This window comes from Flavobacterium sp. 20NA77.7 (assembly GCF_031326205.1).
In the GTDB taxonomy this organism is placed as follows: Bacteria; Bacteroidota; Bacteroidia; order Flavobacteriales; family Flavobacteriaceae; genus Flavobacterium; species Flavobacterium nakdongensis.
The window spans coordinates 1,731,687-1,750,364 of the sequence record NZ_CP133721.1 but is presented as its reverse complement, the minus strand read 5'-3'; the positions used below and the strand labels follow the sequence as shown (position 1 = coordinate 1,750,364).

Here is an 18,678-nt window from a genome sequence, read left to right as displayed (position 1 = left end):
TGATACTAAAAAAATGACAAGCAAGTATTATGCAATAATAATGGCAGGTGGCGTAGGTTCAAGGTTTTGGCCTGTGAGCACTACTGATTTTCCAAAGCAATTTCACGATATGCTTGGAACAGGTGAAACGTTGATTCAAAAAACATTTTCTAGACTTTCTAACATTGTTCCAGTAGAAAATATTTTAATTCTTACAAACGAAAAATATACAAATTTGGTAACAGAGCAACTTCCTCTGGTAAAAAGAGAAAATATTGTGACTGAACCAGCTATGCGAAATACAGCTCCGTGTATTTTATACGCGTCTTTAAAAATCAAAAAACAAAACCCAGAAGCCTTACTAATTGTTGCTCCTAGTGATCATTGGATTGAAGATGAAACTGCTTTTGTGGAAAATGTACAACAAGCATTTCATTTTTGTGAAACAGAAAATGCATTAATGACTTTAGGTATTAAACCAAATTTTCCAAATACCGGTTTCGGATATATTGAATACAGTCAGCAAGACAACAAACCTATAAAAAAAGTAGTCCAATTTAGAGAAAAACCAAATTATGAAACAGCAAAAAGCTTTTTAAAGAGTGGAAATTTTTTATGGAATGCAGGAATTTTTATTTGGAGCGTAAAAGAAATTGTAGCTGCATTTGAACAGTTTCAACCCATGATGAACGAATTGTTTTTAAGTGGAATGAATTTCTATAATACAGCTAATGAAAATCAATTTATCAGCGAAAATTATGCTAGCGCAGCTAATATTTCTATTGATTATGCTATTTTAGAAAAAGCAAATAATGTGTATGTGTTACCCGCAACGTTTGACTGGAACGATTTAGGAACATGGGGTTCTCTTCATGAAAAGTTAGATAAAGACGCAAATAATAATGCTGTAGTAAATGCGACCGTAGTATTAGAGAACGCATCAAATAATATAATAAGAACAGCCTCAAAAAAACTAATAGTAATTGACGGTATAAATGATTTTATAATTGTTGATAAAGACGATGTATTACTCATTTATCCAAAAGAGAAAGAACAAGATATCAAAAAACTTGTTGAAAAAATGAATAATTAAGCGGTAAATAAGCCGTTTTTTTATTGGTTTTGTTAGATAAATTTAAACCTATTCTTATATTTGTGAAAACACATACCTATGTTACAATTAAATATTCATGACGAAACTTCTAGACTTAAAGCGGTAGTATTAGGAATTGCTGAAAATAATGGGCCAACGCCTACAGCTGAAGAGGCATATGATCCAAAATCATTAGAACATATAAAAGCAGGTACATATCCTGTAGAAGCAGATATGATTGCTGAAATGGAAGCCTTTAATCAAGTGTTTCAGAAGTATGATGTCAAAGTATATAGACCAGAAATAATTGAAAATTACAATCAAATTTTTACAAGAGATATTGGGTTTGTTATAGATGATATTTTTATAAAAGCAAATATTTTACCCGATAGAGAGCGAGAATTAGACGCGATTCAGTATGTTATTGACCAAATGAATCCCCAAAAAGTGGTAAGACCTCCTGAAGAAGTACATATTGAAGGTGGTGATGTGATGTTATGGAATAATCATATTTTTATTGGAACGTATAAAGGATCCGATTACAAAGAGTACATAACAGCTAGAACAAATTTAGCAGGGGTAAATTATATAAAAAAACTTTTTCCAACTAAAATTGTTAAAGAGTTTGATTTAGTTAAGTCTAAAATAGAACCTCGAGACAATGCCTTGCACTTAGATTGCTGTTTTCAACCTGTAGGTAAAAATAAAGGGATTATCTATAAAAGTGGTTTTAGAGAAGAGGCAGATTATATGTATTTAGTTAAGCTTTTTGGAAAAGAAAATTTATTTCACATTGAACGAGAAGAAATGTACCACATGAATTCAAATGTATTCTCAATTGCGCCAGATGTTGTAGTTTCTGAGAAAAATTTTATACGATTAAACAATTGGCTTAAAAAAAACGGATTTATTGTTGAAGAAATACCGTATGCTGAAATTTCAAAACAAGAAGGATTATTAAGGTGTTCAACCCTACCTTTAATAAGAGAATAAAAACCATGAAACAAACAACAAATTCAATATTAATGATTCGTCCCGTAGCATTTAGGATGAACGAACAAACCGCAGTAAATAATTATTATCAAAAAGTATTAGATAATTTAACTCCTGAAACAGTTAATTTCAAAGCACAGCAGGAGTTTGATCATTTTGTTGAAAAATTAAAAAATGTCGGTGTGAATGTCATTGTTATTCAAGACACAAAGCAACCCGATACGCCAGACAGTGTATTTCCGAATAATTGGATTTCATTCCACGAAACAGGAGATGTGGTTTTGTATCCTATGTTTGCCGAGAATAGAAGATTAGAAAGACGAGAAGATGTATTAGATATTCTTGAAGAAGCTGGATTTGAAATAACGGAAGTCATGGATTACACTTCTGCCGAAGAAGATAATGTGTTTTTAGAAGGAACAGGAAGTATTCTTTTAGATAGAGAGTTTAATAAAGCATATTGTGCCTTATCACCTCGTGCAGATGAGGAATTATTTATTGAATTTTGTGAAGATTTTGACATGAGTCCTGTCATTTTTGAGGCATTTCAGACGGTTAATGGAGAAAGAAAACATATTTACCATACGAATGTAATGATGTGCATTGCAGAAACTTTTGCTGTAATCTGTGCAGATTGTATTGATGATAAGCAAGAGCGAAAAATGGTCTTGGAAAATTTAAAATCTGATGGGAAAGAACTTATTTTAATTACAGAGGACCAAGTAACTAATTTTGCGGGAAATATGCTGCAAGTCAGAGGAAAAAATGATAAACGCTATTTAGTTATGAGTAATTCAGCGTATCAAAGTTTAACAAAATCACAGATTGATAAAATCGAAAAACATTGTGAAATTTTACACGCGAGTCTTGATATTATAGAAGCCTGTGGTGGAGGAAGTGCTCGTTGTATGATGGCTGAGGTTTTCTTACCCAAAGCGGAATAAATTTAAAATATATAAATGCTTAAATTTCAAATTCCAACACTACTCAGTTGGAATTTGGATTTTTTTTTGAATTTTCTAAATTTATATTCCCCTAATAATACTTAAAACGGCACTTATTATATATTGAATTCCGATAGCTATTGTTAAGAAACCTATAATTCTAGATATGGCAACAATTCCTGATGAACCTAATATTTTTGCTAAATAATGCGCACTTCGTAAAATTAAATAAATTAAAATAGCCACAGCTAAAATCGCAAAACATGAAAATAGTATTTCCGATGTAGTCATGGAAGCGCCTGTTTCTGTCAATTCTTGATAATAGGCAATTAATAGCGAAATAGATCCAGGTCCCGCTAACATTGGCATTGCCAAAGGAGTAAGGGCAATGTGTTGACGTGTTTCTACTTCTTTTTGTACCTTTTTATTTATTCCTTTGTTCTTGCTAAAGTTTCCATTTAATAATGAAAATCCCGAACTGGCTATTATTATTCCACCTGCAATTCGTAATGCTGTTATGGTAATTCCGAAAAATGACAATACATATTGACCTACAAAAAACGAAATAAGTAAAATCACAAATACATTAATTGAAGTAATTAATGATGTTTTTGATCGTTCAGAAGCGGAATAGCCTTGTGTTAATCCAACAAAAATAGGCACAGTTCCAATTGGGTTTAAAACCGAAAATAAGGCGACAAATAAATAAATAAAAATGTCCATAGTTTTTTTGCAAATATATCTTGTTATTCAAAGATAGAATTTATAATACAATTATTTAAATGTAAATTAAAAAACATTTTGTAATTTAGTGTGAATAAAATCTCAATAAAATGAAAACATTAGTTTTAGGTGCTACCACAAATAAAGAAAGATATGCTTATAAAGCAATGCAAAGTTTAATTAATAAAACGCATCAAGTTGTAGCAATCGGAACTAAAGAAGGTATGGCTTTAGATGTTAAAATTGAGACAACTAAATTTCCATTTACAGGCATTGACACCGTTACGTTATATTTGAATCCTAAAAATCAAGAAGAATATTACGATTATATTATTTCATTAAAACCAAGACGCGTATTATTTAATCCGGGTACTGAAAATCCAAAATTTTATGAAATCTTAAAACAAAATAATATTGAAATTGAAGTAGCTTGTACCTTGGTTTTATTGGCTACAAATCAGTATTAGTCGAAAGTCGAAAGTCAAAAGTTGTAAATGAAAATCTTAAAGTACAACTCAAACACTTTTTTTACTTATTAAGTATAATCCAATAAAAGTTATCAAGCCATTTACTATTATTAATTCTTCTGCAAAAGCATACGGAATTAATTTTGGAGCTTCTGCATCAATTCCAGCATTTATACTAATTAAAAAAGTTATTGCTGGTGATAATACACAAATAAACGGAACCAATTTGTCTTTTACAGAACGATTTTTGACTAAAATTCCAAAAGCAAATAAACCTAAAAGAGGTCCGTATGTATATGATGCAACTTTGAATATTAGTTTTACAACCGATTGATTGGTTAACGAATTAAAAATTAAAATCACCAAAAATATTGCCAACGAAAATCCGATGTGAACTAAATGTCTTGTTTTTACTGTGTTTTTTGTTTCTTCTTTTTTCTCCATTCCTAAGAAATCAATACAAAATGAAGTGGTTAAAGCAGTTAGAGCAGAATCTGTTGTAGCAAATGTCGCAGCAGTTAAGCCTAATAAAAATACAACTGCTGGTACTAATGCAAAATGATTAAATGCAATTTCAGGGAATAACAAATCGGTTCTCACTGCACCATCTAATACTGGTACTGGGATGCTATTTTTTGTTGCGAATAAGTACAATAGTGCACCCACGCTCAAGAAAAATAAATTAATGATTACAAAAATTCCTGTAAACGTAAACATATTTTTTTGAGCTTCTTTGATATTCTTACAGCTTAAATTTTTCTGCATTAAATCTTGATCCAATCCCACCATTGCGATGGTGACAAAAATTCCACCTAAAATTTGTTTTACAAAATGTTGCCCTGAACCTATAAAATCTTCAAAAAAGAAAATTTTAGAATAGTTAGAATCATTAATTTTTGCAATGGCTTCACTAAATCCAAAATCTAAACTATCACAAACAAAATAAATAGTAAAAAACACAGAACTTACTAAAAACAAAGTTTGTAACGTATCTGTAATAATAATTGTTTTCAATCCGCCTTTGTAAGTGTAAGCAAAAATAAGCCCTAGACTTATCAAAACGGTTGCCCAAAAAGGGATGCCGAATGTATTAAAAACAAAATTTTGCAATACTAAAACAACTAAATATAATCTAAATGCCGAACCAATTGTTCTGCTTAATAAGAATATAAAAGAAGCGGTTTTATAACTAAAATAGCCCAATCTTTGTTCTATATATGTGTAGATTGATGTTAAATTAAGTTTGTAATATAAAGGCAATAATACGGTCGCAACAATAATAAAACCAATTGCATTTCCTAAAATAAATTGAAAGTAAGCAAACTGATTGGCTTCTACGGCACCTGGAACTGAAATAAAAGTAACACCAGAAAGTGCCGTTCCAATCATGCCAAACGCCACTAAATACCATGGTGATTTATTGTTTGCTTTAAAAAAAGTATCGTTACTACTGCCGGATTTTTTGTTCATGAAATACGAAATTCCAAACAAAACAATAAAATAGGATAAGAAAAAAAGCAAAATAGTAATTGGTTGCATAATATTGATATTTAGTTTTACAAAAATAAAAGAATAAACGAAATACCTTAGTATAATTTATAAATTATAGTTTTTTTAGGAAAGTATATGTCTAAAAATAATGAATTTGAATTAATAAATCCTACTTTACTTTTGCTATTATTTTTATTACATTTGCGCTATGGAATTTTCATCAAAGTTATTGCAAAATGCCGTAAATGAAGTTGCACTTTTGCCAGGTATTGGTAAAAGAACGGCACTTCGATTGGTGTTACATTTATTAAAACAGCCTAAAGAACAAACAGCTATTTTAAGTGAAGCATTAACGAAAATGAGAAATGACATTGTATATTGCCAAAAGTGTTACAATATTTCTGATGTGGCTGTATGCGACATTTGTGCCAATCCAAATCGAGATACACAACTCATTTGTGTAGTGGAAGATGTTAGAGATGTTTTGGCGATTGAAAATACGGGAATTTTTAAAGGAATATATCATGTTTTAGGTGGTAAAATTTCACCTATTGAAGGCATTGGTCCTGGGCAATTAAATATTACACCTTTGGTAAACAAAGTAAAAAATAATGAAGTAACAGAATTAATATTTGCATTAAGTTCTACTATGGAAGGGGATACTACAAACTTTTATATTTATAAACAAATAAAAGATTGTGACATAAAAGTTTCCACAATAGCCAGAGGAATTTCTGTTGGCGACGAATTAGAATATGCCGATGAGGTAACCTTAGGAAGAAGCTTAATGCAAAGAATTCCATTTGAAAACGCATTAAAATCCATGTAGGATTTCATATTTAAAAGACTAAAATAGCATGATAAAAAACATTTGTTGTATTGGAGCAGGATATGTAGGCGGACCTACTATGGCAGTAATTGCACAAAAATGTCCACACATAAAAGTAACAGTAGTTGATTTAAATGAAGAACGAATCAATTCATGGAATAGTGAAGATGAAAATGAATTACCCGTGTATGAACCTGGATTAGCAGCCGTAGTTAAAGAAGCAAGAGGAAGAAATTTATTTTTTTCAACAGCCGTTGATCAAGCTATTGATGACGCAGAAATGATTTTTATTTCCGTAAATACACCTACAAAGACTTATGGAGTAGGAAAAGGAATGGCGGCTGATTTAAAATATATTGAATTATGTGCACGTCAAATCGCACGCGTAGCTAAATCCGATAAGATTGTTGTAGAAAAATCTACATTACCTGTTAGAACAGCGAGCGCAATCAAAGACATCTTAACTAATACAGGAAATGGCGTACAATTTCAAATCTTGTCAAATCCTGAATTTTTAGCGGAAGGTACTGCAGTAGCAGATTTATTTCAACCAGATAGAGTTTTGATAGGGGGAGATACAACGCCTGAAGGTCAAAAAGCAATTCAAGCTTTAGTAGATATTTATGCAAATTGGGTGCCACAGGACAAAATTCTAACCACAAATGTGTGGTCTTCTGAGTTATCAAAATTAACGGCAAATGCTTTTTTAGCCCAACGTGTTTCGTCTATAAACGCGATGAGCGAATTATGTGAACAAACAGGCGCTGATGTAAACGAAGTAGCAAAAGCGATTGGGTTAGACAGCAGAATAGGCCCGAAATTTTTAAAAGCCTCTGTAGGTTTTGGAGGTTCATGTTTTCAAAAAGACATTTTGAACTTAGTATATATCGCTAAGTCTTATGGCTTACATGAAGTGGCAGATTATTGGGAACAAGTGATTATCATGAATGATCACCAAAAGAGAAGATTTGCAAAAAACATTATTAAAACCTTATACAATACCGTTTCAGGTAAAAAAATCGCTTTTTTAGGTTGGGCATTTAAAAAAGATACCAATGATACTAGGGAATCTGCAGCAATTTATATTGCTAATGATTTAATTAGTGAACAAGCAAGTATTGCGGTATTTGATCCAAAAGTAGAAGAAAAACAAATTTTAAAAGATTTAAATGCATTAGAAACAAGATCAGCAGAAACCAATCAAAAAGGAATTCAAACCTTCCAAAATTCGTATGATGCTTGTGAAAAAGCCCATGCCATTGCTGTGTTGACAGAATGGGATGAATTTAAAACCTACGATTGGCAAAAAATATATGACAATATGTTAAAACCAGCATTTATATTTGATGGAAGAAACTTGCTGGATAAAAATAAGTTAGAAGAAATTGGCTTTGTATATCAAGCTATAGGGTCTTAAATAAGTTGTTTTATTCAATAATAAAGTGTAATTTTGCGTTATAAAACAACCTATTTATGAGAAAAATAATTTTTATTTTAGTAAGCTTAATTGCTTTTACTGCTTCAGCGCAAGAAGCAAAAAAATGGACTTTTGGATTTGGTGTGAATGCAATTGATAACACAGCAACAAAAGATAATCAGTATTTCCATGCTAAAAACTGGAATATGATGCCTTTTATTTCTTCCTTCAGTTTGGATAGAAAATTTCAAAATAACTTTACTGTTGGTGCTACTTTTTCTATGAATGTTTATGATTCAAGTAATCTGCAAAACGGAACTGTTATCTCAAGAGATTTAACATACGTGGCTTTAGATGCAAATGCAAAATATACTTTTGATCAGCATTTAGTGGATGTAAAATGGTTTGATGCTTCTGTTGTTGGTGGAGCTGGTCTAGCTTGGTTAGATGGTAAAAACAACCAATTTTTCAATACAGGTTTAGCATTGGACTTTTGGTTTAGTAAAACAGTTGGTTTACGTTTACAAACATTAGGTAAATTTGCTTTTGACAACAACAAATTGGGAAATAATCACATTAAGCATAGTGCAGAAATAGTGGTTAAGTTTTAAAAAAAAGAAAATAAATTATTTATAAAAAAGGCTTAACACGTGTTAAGCCTTTTTTTATGGTATTTACTATATATTAATGCATAAGGTCTTGCCAGTATTTTTTAGCAGCTACGTATAAAATTGCAAAAAAACCAAATATAAAAGCACCAATAACCCCCCCTTTTAAAAAGCTAATTTTTTCAAACGGTAAAGGTAGTATGGGCGTATCAATAATTTGAATTAAAGGAGTTTCTTTACGTAAATCCACTTTGGCGAGTTCTAAATTTTTAACTAATTCAGTTAATATGGCAGTGTTTGCTTGAACATCCACTTGGCGATTAACACTTGGTACACGTTTTACATTCATAGCAGGATTTAAACCAAAAACAGCATCATTACTAACAGCAACACCTTTAATAGCATACCCTAACTCCCCTCTAACAGAATCTGTTTGTCTTTTTAAAATTTCATAATTTTTTCGGGCTTTTTTGCTTCTAGTTTCTATATAAAATTGGGATACATTTTGAGTCAGCGCTTCTGTAAAGTATTTTGTGAATAATTCGTCTGTATTTGAAAATTCAACACTAATGATCGTAGTTAATTTAACCTTACGCTCTACGTTTAAAGCTTTTTCTGTTAAAGCTTTATGAATGATTCCTAAAATACTATCTTGTGTTTGTGTGAATTTTTTTCTATCAGCGCCAACAGGGAATGTACATTTTTTTAATTTTTCATTATTGTCTTCATTCCAGTTGTCTCGCCATCCATTTTGTTCGATGTAGTAATCGGCTAAAGTTTTTTTAGAATCAGAGGGTAATGAAGCTAGCAACGCTTTTTCTACCATTACGCGGGACTTCATTAATTCTAATAAATTTGGTCCTGAAAATGCTCCCCCGCCTTTTGCACCCCCTAAGTCAACACCAAATTGACTTGCAATTCCCAATGCTCCGCCTAAACTGCTATTAGCTTTTTCGTCTTCTAATGCAAAAGTAAGCGTTGCTTTGTAAATAGGTTTTTTATAAAAACTATATCCAATTCCTGCTAAAAATCCGATGCCTATAAATAATAAAATAAATTTTTTTGTTGACCAAAAATAGGTTTTCCAAACGCCTATTTCTAGGAGTATTTCTTTTAAAGTAAGTTCTTTTTCTGCCATATTTTTTTATTTGAAAACCGCTAATAATATTCCAGCTAAACTAGTTAAGATACTTGAAATTCCAATTATTTCCCCTGTTGTCATTTTGCTTTTCTCTGGTTTTTCTGGAACAATTATTTTGCTTCCAGGAAGAATTTTTGGATAACTTCTAAATCCTAAAAAAGAACTACTTGAACTTGCGGACCCATTAGCATGAACTACGTATACTTTTTTTAACCAACCTTTGTCTGAAGTGCCCCCTGCATTTTTTAAATAATATTTTAAACTTTTCCCTTTTTTATAAGGAACTTCTGTGTCAAACATTACATTACCAGATACAATAACTGTTTGTTTTTTCTTCGGTACTGTCACTAAATCACCCGGTTCTAAAATTAGATTAATAGAACTTTTAGGCTTTCTAGATATACCTTCCCAATCAATAGGAATATTTAATCCATTTCGAGTAATTTTTATAGCGCGACTATCTGCTTCATCTGTTAGTCCACCAGTTCGATTTAAAAATTCAAGAAAATGCTCTTCTTTTTTAGTAATAGCATAATTTCCTGGATATAAGATTTCCCCTGAAAAATTAACCATTTGTGGCGTTTCATAAGTAACAATACGCCTTACTACAACGTGGTCTAGTGGCTCTAATAAAAATTTTTCTGCAACTTCAGGATTTTTAGGGTCAACATTTAAATCAAAAGAAACGATTTTTTCTAAATCATTTGGATTAAAATTTGGGTCTTTTTTATTTCTGTAAATGGTAATTTTACTTGCTGCTTTATCTGTAAAATATTCAGCTTCTAATAATAAATCATATAACGACATTCCTGCTGCATGTGCATAACTTCCTGGGGAACGAACTTCACCATCAATGCTTATTTTGTAAGAATCTAATAATTCTTGGTTGTAAAAAATAAGTAATACATCTTCTTTTTGTAATGCTAAATTAGCTTCTGGTTTTTCATTTATAGCTGCTTGTAAATTGATGCTAATGTATTCTTTTGTTAAATCTTCTTTTTGTCTAACTATAGAGGCTTTTTGTAAATAAACATTTTCTTTCAATCCATCAGCTTTTTCGATTAATTTTTTTACTGTTAAAATTTGATTTGGCAGTAAACTATATACACCCGGTCTATATACAGCTCCTTTTATTTGCACCCTATTTTCATAGCGGTCTAAAATTTTATCTATATTAATAACATCTCCCGATTTTGGTATATATCCTGCAAAAGTAAGTTCATTTAAATCTGTAACCTTTAATTCAGATGCTGTCTTCTGTTTTACCAAGATTCTGTTTTTATAAGCATTTTCAGTAAAACCAGAAGCATAGGAAATAATTTGTTGTAAACTTTCTCCTCCTAACAATTCATAAATACCGGGATGTTTTATTTCACCTTCTAATACAACACGTGCATCATAACTTGGAATACGTACAATATCATTGTCCTCTAATGAAATATTATCACTTTGATTGCCCTTAGTTAAAAATTGATACAAATCGATTTGACGAATAACTTTATTATTTCTTATCAATTCAATTTTTCTATAACTTCCAATTTCGTTTGGCCCTCCCGCTACATGTAAAGCGTTATAAACTGTGCTCATAGCGCTTAATCTATAATTTCCCGATTGTTGTGCACCAATAATAGTTACTAATATGGTTCTGTAATTAGCAACACTGACAGATAATTTACTGCTATTTGAAGAAAGCGTACTATATATACCGCTAATTTGTTTTTTTAATTTAGATTTCGCGGCTTCAAAAGTCAGTCCGCTAATAAAAATATCTCCTACATTCGGAATATTGACGGTTCCATTTTTAGATATATAACTTGTGTGATTAAACTGTTGCACACCATATAAAACAAGTTCTATTTGATCGCCAGGGCCTAGAATATAATTTGGTGCCGTCGGCATATTTTGATTAGGTTCAAAAGACAAACTCTTGGTGGTAAATAATTCAGAACCAAAAACTACCATGTTTTTTTTAGCTAATTCAACAACATCATTTTTTGTAACACCGTTATCTGGAGCGTCTTTTTTTACTTCATTTGAAACTTGGGGAAGCGCTTGTATTCTGGCTTTAAATTTTATGAATTCATTCATAGACATGCCTTTAGCTAATGCAAGCGGCTCTACTTGCTCTAAAGTCATTTGTTTTGCTTTAAGTTCTTTACTTATTTGAATTAGTTGTTCGTCAGAAAATTGATCTGACTTAAATTGGCTCAAATCTTTATCTTGTAAAAAATCTTGACTAAAAGAAAATAGAGAATAGAAGATAAAAAATAATGCAAATAAGAAACGATTCATGAGTTGGGTTTTAACATGTTCTATAGTGCAAATATATTCTATTATAATGAATTAATAAAACACGAACATAAAGTTTGCTATTTATCAATTTGTATTTTTTGATGCGTTTGTGTAATATTTTATAAAAATGAATTTACCTTGGTATTTGTTAAGATAAAAATCTTTTGCTAGTTAATATTAAATGAGTACTTTTGTTATTCATTGATTCCCAAATGCTTGATACGCTTATTACATCTAAAACAAGAATTAGACTATTAGTTAAATTTTTTATTAATGCAACTAATGCAGGATATTTACGTGGATTAGCTCAAGAAATGCATGAAAATACTAATGCAATTCGTAAAGAATTGAATAATCTTAGCGAGGCTGGTTATATAGTTAGGGAAGAAGCAGAATCAAAAGTGATGTATCGTGCAAATACAGCACATCCGTTATTTTCTACTTTACAACAATTGGTACGAAAACATATTGGTATTGATAGTATTGTGGAACGGGTAGTTGAACGAATGGGAGAAGTTACAAGAATTTTTTTAATTGGTGATTATGCAAAAGGGATTGATTCGGGAAAGATTGAAATAGTTGTAGAGGGAATAAACATCAATGAAGGCTATTTAACTCAATTAGCTCCAAAAATAAATGAGGAAATAAATAAAGAAATCAAATTTTATGCAATGCCTATCTTTACAGGTGGAGGTTTGCTAATTTTTGAAAACAAACAAGTAAAATTGTAATTAAAACGTAAACAATCAATCAAGTATGATTAATAAAACATATAAAATATTAATTACAGGAGGGGCAGGCTTTATAGGCTCAAATTTATGTGAATATTTTTTAGCAAAAGGGCATCAAGTAGTTTGCTTAGATAACTTTGCAACGGGACACCTTCACAATATTACTCCTTTTTTAGAAAATAAACATTTCACTTTACTCGAAGGCGACATTAGAAGTCTAGAGACATGTAAGCAAGCGGTTAAAGAGGTGGATTATGTATTACATCAAGCGGCTTTGGGCTCCGTTCCTCGTTCACTTAAAGATCCAATTACCACAAACGACGTAAACGTTTCCGGATTTTTAAATATGTTGGTAGCTTCAAGAGATGCTAAAGTAAAACGATTTATATATGCAGCAAGTTCTTCTACCTATGGAGATTCGGAAAATTTACCAAAAGTAGAAGATACAATAGGAAAACCATTATCGCCTTATGCAATAACAAAATATGTAAATGAATTATATGCTGAAATTTTTAGCAAAACGTATGGCATCGAAACGATAGGTTTGCGTTATTTTAATGTGTTTGGAAGAAAACAAGATCCAAATGGAGCATATGCAGCCGTAATTCCCTTATTTGTGAAACAGTTTATGAACCATGAAAGTCCTGTAATTAATGGTGATGGAAATTATTCTAGAGACTTTACGTATATTGACAACGTTATTCAAATGAATGAATTAGCTATGCTAACGGAAAATCCAGAAGCGGTGAATACAGTTTATAATACGGCTTATGGAGACAGAACAACACTTACGCAATTAGTACAACTATTGAAAGATAATTTAGCCCTTTTTGATTCAAAAATTGCTGATATCAAAGTAATATATGGTCCAAATAGAGCAGGGGACATACCTCATTCTTTAGCTAGTATTGAAAAAGCACAAAGCAAATTAGGGTACAGACCCGAGTATTCCATTGAACAAGGTATAAAAGAAGCCGTTTCTTGGTACTTTCATAATTTAAAATAATATTTCATGAATAAAATCGCCATTATAGGATTGGGTTACGTAGGCCTACCATTAGCTAGATTATTTGCCACAAAATATCCAGTAATTGGATTCGACATCAATCAAAAAAGAATTGAAGAATTAAATCAAGGAATTGATACTACGTTAGAAATTGAATCAGATTTATTACAATCTGTTTTAAAGCAACAAAATGACAATACTATTGGTTTGTTTTGCTCTTGTACTTATGAAGATTTAAAACAGGCAAATTATTATATTATTACGGTTCCTACTCCCGTTGATAAAAATAACCGTCCCGATTTAACGCCTTTATATAAAGCTAGTGAAACAGTAGGGAGAGCGTTAAAAAAAGGAGATATTGTAATTTATGAATCTACAGTCTATCCAGGAGCTACAGAAGACGATTGTGTACCTGTTTTAGAGCATATGAGTGGTTTAAAATTTAATATAGATTTTTTTGCCGGGTATTCTCCCGAGCGCATTAATCCAGGAGATAAAGAACATACAGTAGAAAAAATATTAAAAATAACATCAGGTTCTACACCAGAGATAGGGCAACAAGTAGATGATTTATATAAAAGTGTTATTACAGCAGGTACGCACTTAGCACCAACGATTAAAGTAGCAGAAGCGGCTAAAGTAATTGAAAATAGCCAACGCGATATAAATATTGCGTTTGTAAATGAATTGGCCAAAATTTTTAATTTAATGAACATCGATACACATGCCGTATTAGCAGCGGCTGGAACCAAATGGAATTTTTTACCATTTAAGCCAGGATTGGTAGGTGGACATTGTATTGGAGTTGACCCATACTATTTAGCACACAAAGCACAAGAGCTGGGGTATCATCCAGAAATTATTTTAGCTGGCCGCCGATTAAATGATAGCATGTCAGAATATATTGCAGCACAAGTAGTAAAATTAATGATTAAAAAAGGAATTCACGTGAATGGTGCTAATTTATTGATGTTAGGAATTACCTTTAAAGAAAATTGCCCTGATGTTCGCAATACAAAAATTGTAGATGTCGTAAGAGCGCTACAAGACTATGGCATCACGGTAACCATTTATGACCCGTGGGCAAACTCGGCTGAAGTTATGCATGAATACGGATTAGTATGTCATACCGAACTTATTTCGGAATCTAAATACAACGCTATTGTTTTAGGTGTAGCTCACAAAGTGTTTAAAGAAATTGATTTTACTAATTTTAGTAATGAAGCTACAGTTATTTTTGATGTAAAAGGAGTACTTGAAACCACAGATGGGAAACTATAAATTATAGTATAAATGGAGTTAAGAAAAAAGTCGATAAATGGTTTTTTTTGGACATTTATTGATGTTTTAATAAATAAAGGGTCTTTCTTTTTTGCAACAATTGTTTTAGCTAATGTATTAGGTCCAAAAGAATTTGGTTTATTGGGGATGATAATGCTCTTTGTTTCAATTGGCAATACACTTGTAGACGGAGGTATGTCAACTTCATTGATTAGAACAAACCAAGTAACTGAAAAAGAATATGCTACCGTTTTTATTACCAATATAATAATGAGTATAATTGTTTATATTATATTGTTTTTTTTAGCACCTTTCGTTTCAAAATTTTATAACCAACCCATATTGGTAGATGTGATCAGATGGTACTGTTTAGGGTTTGTAATTAATAGTTTCCGAAGCATTCATCTTGTTAAACTTGCAAAAGAAATGGAATTTAAAAAAATAACTTTTCTTAATTTGCCGGGTAACATTATTAGTGTAATTATATCTATTTGGATGGGCTATGCGGGATATGGAATTTGGAGTTTAGTTTTTTTGTTTTTACTTAATCAGTTTTTTTCCACATTGGTTATTTGGCTGTTTATGAAGTGGAAACCAGAATTTACTTTTGATTTTGCAAATTATAAATACCATTTTAGATTTGGTTATAAGCTTGTTTTGTCCTCTCAAATAAATACCATTTTTGAAAACATTTATAATGTATTAATAGGTAAGTTTTATAGTATTAATAGCTTGGGTTTTTACGAAAGGGCATACACATTTAATAATTATCCTGTTTCTATTTTGTCTAGCATTATTTTGAAAGTTACATTGCCTTCACTAACACATTTAAAAAATGATAAAAAAAGATTGCAACATGCCTATAAAGATATTATGCAAATTACTTTTTTTATTACAATAATTGGCTTAGGTTTTGCATCTTTATTAGCCGGTCAAATTATAGAACTTGTTTTGGGAGAGAAATGGCTCGCAATTGTTCCTTTATTTCAAGTACTTAGTATTTCGTTTATGTTTTATCCAATACATTCTTTGAATATTAATATTCTCAGTGTATTTGGCAGAAGTGATTTGTTTTTAAGACTAGAAATAGTAAAAAAGCTAATTCTATTGATTATTCTCTCCATATGTTTCAATTTTGGTATTATGGGACTAGTTTGGTGTAGTGTAATTAATTCTGTTTTAGCTTTACTCATAAATACATATTATAGTGGCAAGTTTTTAAATTACACAACAATCAGTCAAGTTAAAGATTTAGTACCATCCATTGGTGTTGTTTTGTCAACAATTTTAATAGTTTATGGTTCCCAATTATTTATTGGTTCTACTAATTTAGCAGTACAAATTATTCAATCATTTCTAATTGGTTTATTTGTTATAATTAGTATTTGCGAAATAACCAAACTACATCCATATGTTCAAATTAAACAATTAATTTTGGTACAAATAAAGAAATACTAAAAAAGTAAAACCATATTATGAACTATTAGCTACAATAAGTTTGCTAATTTTAATAAAATAATAAATAATTTTTATTTAGCTCTAAACATGAATAATTTTTCTCTTTCAGTTGTAATGATTACCTATGGTCACGAAAAATATATCCGTGAAGCTATTGAAGGAGTATTGATGCAAAATTGTAATTTTGAAATTGAACTTATTATTGCCGATGATTGTTCGCCTGATGATACAGAATCAGTAGTTCAAAATATAATTAAATCACATCCAAAAGGAAATATTATTAAGTACATAAAGCATCAAAAAAACAAGGGTATGATGCCCAATTTTAATTTTGCTATTAAAGCAGCTACAGGAAAATATATTGCTCTTTGTGAGGGAGATGATTATTGGATTGACCCTTTAAAATTACAAAAGCAGGTTAATTTTTTAGAAACGAATATTGATTATATTATGATCTGCCATGGTATAAAAGAATTAAAAAACGACACATTAAAAGATGTAGATTGGCGTTTTGATAAAACCCGATTAAAATTTAGATTACAGGATTATTTATACCAACTGTTTTTTCACACATCCTCTGTAGTTTTTAGAAATATTGAATTGCCTGAATATATAAATTCCACTAAGATTTTAAATGGCGATTATGCTGTCTTTTCATATATTTTAACTAAAGGAAAGCTTTATTATTTTAATGAAAGTATGTCTGTTTATAGAATTCATTTAGGTGGTGTAACTAATTCTCCTTTGCACAAGGAAGGAATAAAAGTGTTTGAGTCAAAAAAATATATCTTTGAACATTTAAATGCTATAACAAAATTTAAATATAACAAATTTATTAAACTCAATTTTGTAATTGAAAATCAAATTCTATTAATGAATTTAAGAAAAAATAGATATTCTATAAATCGATTTAAATATTGGTTTTACAAATTGCAATATAAATTTCTATTACTTTTTGAAAAGTAATTTTATAAATTATTTTTAATAAAATAATAATACTAAAAAATGATTTTTGATAAAAAATTTTTAATCAATACACTGTTAATATTTTTTATAATATATGATATTAGTTTCATCAGATTTCCTGGTTTAACTTCTGGTAGGATAGCTTTTTTTATTATTTTACTTAAATTTTTAGTACATTATAATAGAATAAAATTTGATAAAAAAACAATTTATTTCCTTTTATTTCTTTTATTATTATTCCTGTTTTCTATAATTCAATATCTCAATTCCTTAGATTTTACACAGAGTTCAAGAATTTTGTGGTTTTCCATTTATTCAGTATTGACACCCTTTTTAATGAAAAATTATTTTTCAGGATTAAAAGATTTTTTATTTTCATTTTTACTTGCTACCTCGGTTCAATCTCTCATAACAATTAATTCTTTTATTAGTCCTGGTTTTAAACAAAACATTTTAAATTATATAGTTATAGGTGGAAATGATATTGAAAACAGCGTATATAGAGCTATTGGTTTTACCAGCACTAGTGGCGCGGCCTTGTCGGTTGTTCAGTTTTGCGGCGTGTTTTGTGGGTTAGTATTATTAAAATATTCAAATCTTACTTTTTTTAAGTCAACGCTTGTGTGGGTGAGTGTTCTAATTTGTTTATTAAGTACGTTTATAATTGGAAGAACAGGTTTAATTTGTTCATTAGTATCAATCTTTATTTTTTTCTTGTCTACAATTAGTTTTAAAAAAATCATGTTTTTTCTTATTACCATAATTTTTATTACTCAAATTAATTTTATTGATATATTAGAAAATCAAACACAAAATATTGCAGGATTTAAAATTGATTTTTACTTAAACTGGATTGAAGACGGACTTACAATAGGGGATAACAACACGGTTAAAGCTATTCAAGACATGCCTATTCCTCCTTTGAGTATAAGAACAATTTTAGGAACAGGAGAAGTGTTTAATCCAAATACGATGAAAAACGCTTCGGGTAATGATTGTGGGTATATACAAACTTATTATTCTTTAGGGTTAGTTCTTGCTTTTTTATTTTATGTTGGTTACTTTGTTTTTCTGTTCACAAAAAGCAAATACAATAATCTATTTATATTTAATTATTTAATAGTATTGATGTTTATTATTGAGATGAAGGAACCATTTATTTTTAAATATGTATTTCCTTTTTTTGTTTTAAGTTTAATGTTAATCTCAAATAAAAAAGTTAAAGAAACAAAACAATTTTGCGTTTAATTATATAATAT

At 30.1% G+C, this 18,678-nt stretch carries 17 protein-coding genes; 13 read left to right on the top strand and 4 right to left on the bottom strand.

Annotated elements, in window-relative coordinates; genetic code table 11:
• Positions 1-13: 13 nt before the first annotated feature.
• The 3 genes from RF683_RS07775 to ctlX all read left to right on the top strand — a co-directional run bounded on the left by RF683_RS07775 (position 14) and on the right by ctlX (position 3,009).
• Entirely contained in the window at positions 14-1,072 is a 1,059-nt protein-coding gene (locus RF683_RS07775) for a mannose-1-phosphate guanylyltransferase (RefSeq protein ID WP_309531760.1), read from the top strand.
• A gap of 78 nt (positions 1,073-1,150) precedes the next feature.
• Positions 1,151-2,065 carry a dimethylarginine dimethylaminohydrolase family protein gene (locus tag RF683_RS07770; protein WP_309531759.1) on the top strand — a complete coding sequence of 305 codons (915 nt, stop codon included), beginning with the start codon at positions 1,151-1,153 and terminating at the stop codon, positions 2,063-2,065.
• Positions 2,066-2,070: 5 nt separating this feature from the next.
• Complete coding sequence (gene ctlX / locus RF683_RS07765; RefSeq protein WP_309531758.1) at positions 2,071-3,009, top strand: citrulline utilization hydrolase CtlX; 939 nt, start codon at positions 2,071-2,073, stop codon at positions 3,007-3,009.
• An 81-nt stretch (positions 3,010-3,090) separates the two neighbouring features.
• Here the strand turns inward: ctlX and RF683_RS07760 are convergent, their stop codons facing one another.
• Entirely contained in the window at positions 3,091-3,732 is a 642-nt protein-coding gene (locus tag RF683_RS07760; RefSeq protein ID WP_309531757.1) for a MarC family NAAT transporter, read from the bottom strand.
• Between the two features lie 110 nt (positions 3,733-3,842).
• Between RF683_RS07760 and RF683_RS07755 the strand changes: the two genes are divergently transcribed.
• Entirely contained in the window at positions 3,843-4,199 is a 357-nt protein-coding gene (locus tag RF683_RS07755; RefSeq protein WP_309531756.1) for a CoA-binding protein, read from the top strand.
• A gap of 48 nt (positions 4,200-4,247) precedes the next feature.
• Here the strand turns inward: RF683_RS07755 and RF683_RS07750 are convergent, their stop codons facing one another.
• Complete coding sequence (locus RF683_RS07750; protein WP_309531755.1) at positions 4,248-5,738, bottom strand: sodium:solute symporter; 1,491 nt, start codon at positions 5,736-5,738, stop codon at positions 4,248-4,250.
• 160 nt (positions 5,739-5,898) lie between these two features.
• Between RF683_RS07750 and recR the strand changes: the two genes are divergently transcribed.
• The 3 genes from recR to RF683_RS07735 are packed head-to-tail and all read left to right on the top strand — an operon-like array spanning position 5,899 to position 8,547.
• The gene (gene recR / locus RF683_RS07745; RefSeq protein ID WP_309531754.1) at positions 5,899-6,519 is read left to right on the top strand and encodes a recombination mediator RecR; all 621 of its coding nucleotides are present in this window, start codon (positions 5,899-5,901) and stop codon (positions 6,517-6,519) included.
• A 28-nt stretch (positions 6,520-6,547) separates the two neighbouring features.
• On the top strand, positions 6,548-7,936 hold the full coding sequence (locus tag RF683_RS07740; protein WP_309531753.1) for a UDP-glucose 6-dehydrogenase: 1,389 nt from the start codon (positions 6,548-6,550) through the stop codon (positions 7,934-7,936).
• Between the two features lie 56 nt (positions 7,937-7,992).
• Positions 7,993-8,547 (top strand): hypothetical protein, encoded by a 555-nt coding sequence (locus tag RF683_RS07735; RefSeq protein WP_309531752.1) that lies wholly within the window; start codon positions 7,993-7,995, stop codon positions 8,545-8,547.
• A gap of 73 nt (positions 8,548-8,620) precedes the next feature.
• On the opposite strand, the gene RF683_RS07730 is transcribed toward RF683_RS07735, so the two are convergent.
• Complete coding sequence (locus tag RF683_RS07730; protein ID WP_309531751.1) at positions 8,621-9,682, bottom strand: GumC domain-containing protein; 1,062 nt, start codon at positions 9,680-9,682, stop codon at positions 8,621-8,623.
• A 6-nt stretch (positions 9,683-9,688) separates the two neighbouring features.
• Entirely contained in the window at positions 9,689-11,977 is a 2,289-nt protein-coding gene (locus tag RF683_RS07725; protein ID WP_309531750.1) for an SLBB domain-containing protein, read from the bottom strand.
• A gap of 191 nt (positions 11,978-12,168) precedes the next feature.
• Between RF683_RS07725 and RF683_RS07720 the strand changes: the two genes are divergently transcribed.
• From RF683_RS07720 to RF683_RS07695, 6 genes are all read left to right on the top strand, one after another.
• Complete coding sequence (locus RF683_RS07720; RefSeq protein ID WP_309531749.1) at positions 12,169-12,708, top strand: ArsR family transcriptional regulator; 540 nt, start codon at positions 12,169-12,171, stop codon at positions 12,706-12,708.
• A 25-nt stretch (positions 12,709-12,733) separates the two neighbouring features.
• Entirely contained in the window at positions 12,734-13,714 is a 981-nt protein-coding gene (locus tag RF683_RS07715) for an SDR family oxidoreductase (protein ID WP_309531748.1), read from the top strand.
• Between the two features lie 6 nt (positions 13,715-13,720).
• Positions 13,721-14,995, top strand: coding sequence for a nucleotide sugar dehydrogenase (locus RF683_RS07710; RefSeq protein WP_309531747.1), 1,275 nt, complete (start codon positions 13,721-13,723; stop codon positions 14,993-14,995).
• A gap of 12 nt (positions 14,996-15,007) precedes the next feature.
• Positions 15,008-16,453, top strand: coding sequence for a lipopolysaccharide biosynthesis protein (locus RF683_RS07705; RefSeq protein ID WP_309531746.1), 1,446 nt, complete (start codon positions 15,008-15,010; stop codon positions 16,451-16,453).
• A gap of 87 nt (positions 16,454-16,540) precedes the next feature.
• Positions 16,541-17,419: a glycosyltransferase family 2 protein gene (locus RF683_RS07700; protein WP_309531745.1), complete on the top strand. Its 879-nt coding sequence runs from the start codon at positions 16,541-16,543 to the stop codon at positions 17,417-17,419.
• Between the two features lie 336 nt (positions 17,420-17,755).
• A complete protein-coding gene (locus tag RF683_RS07695; RefSeq protein ID WP_309531744.1) occupies positions 17,756-18,667 on the top strand; it encodes a hypothetical protein in 912 nt (303 codons plus the stop codon).
• Positions 18,668-18,678: the final 11 nt, after the last annotated feature.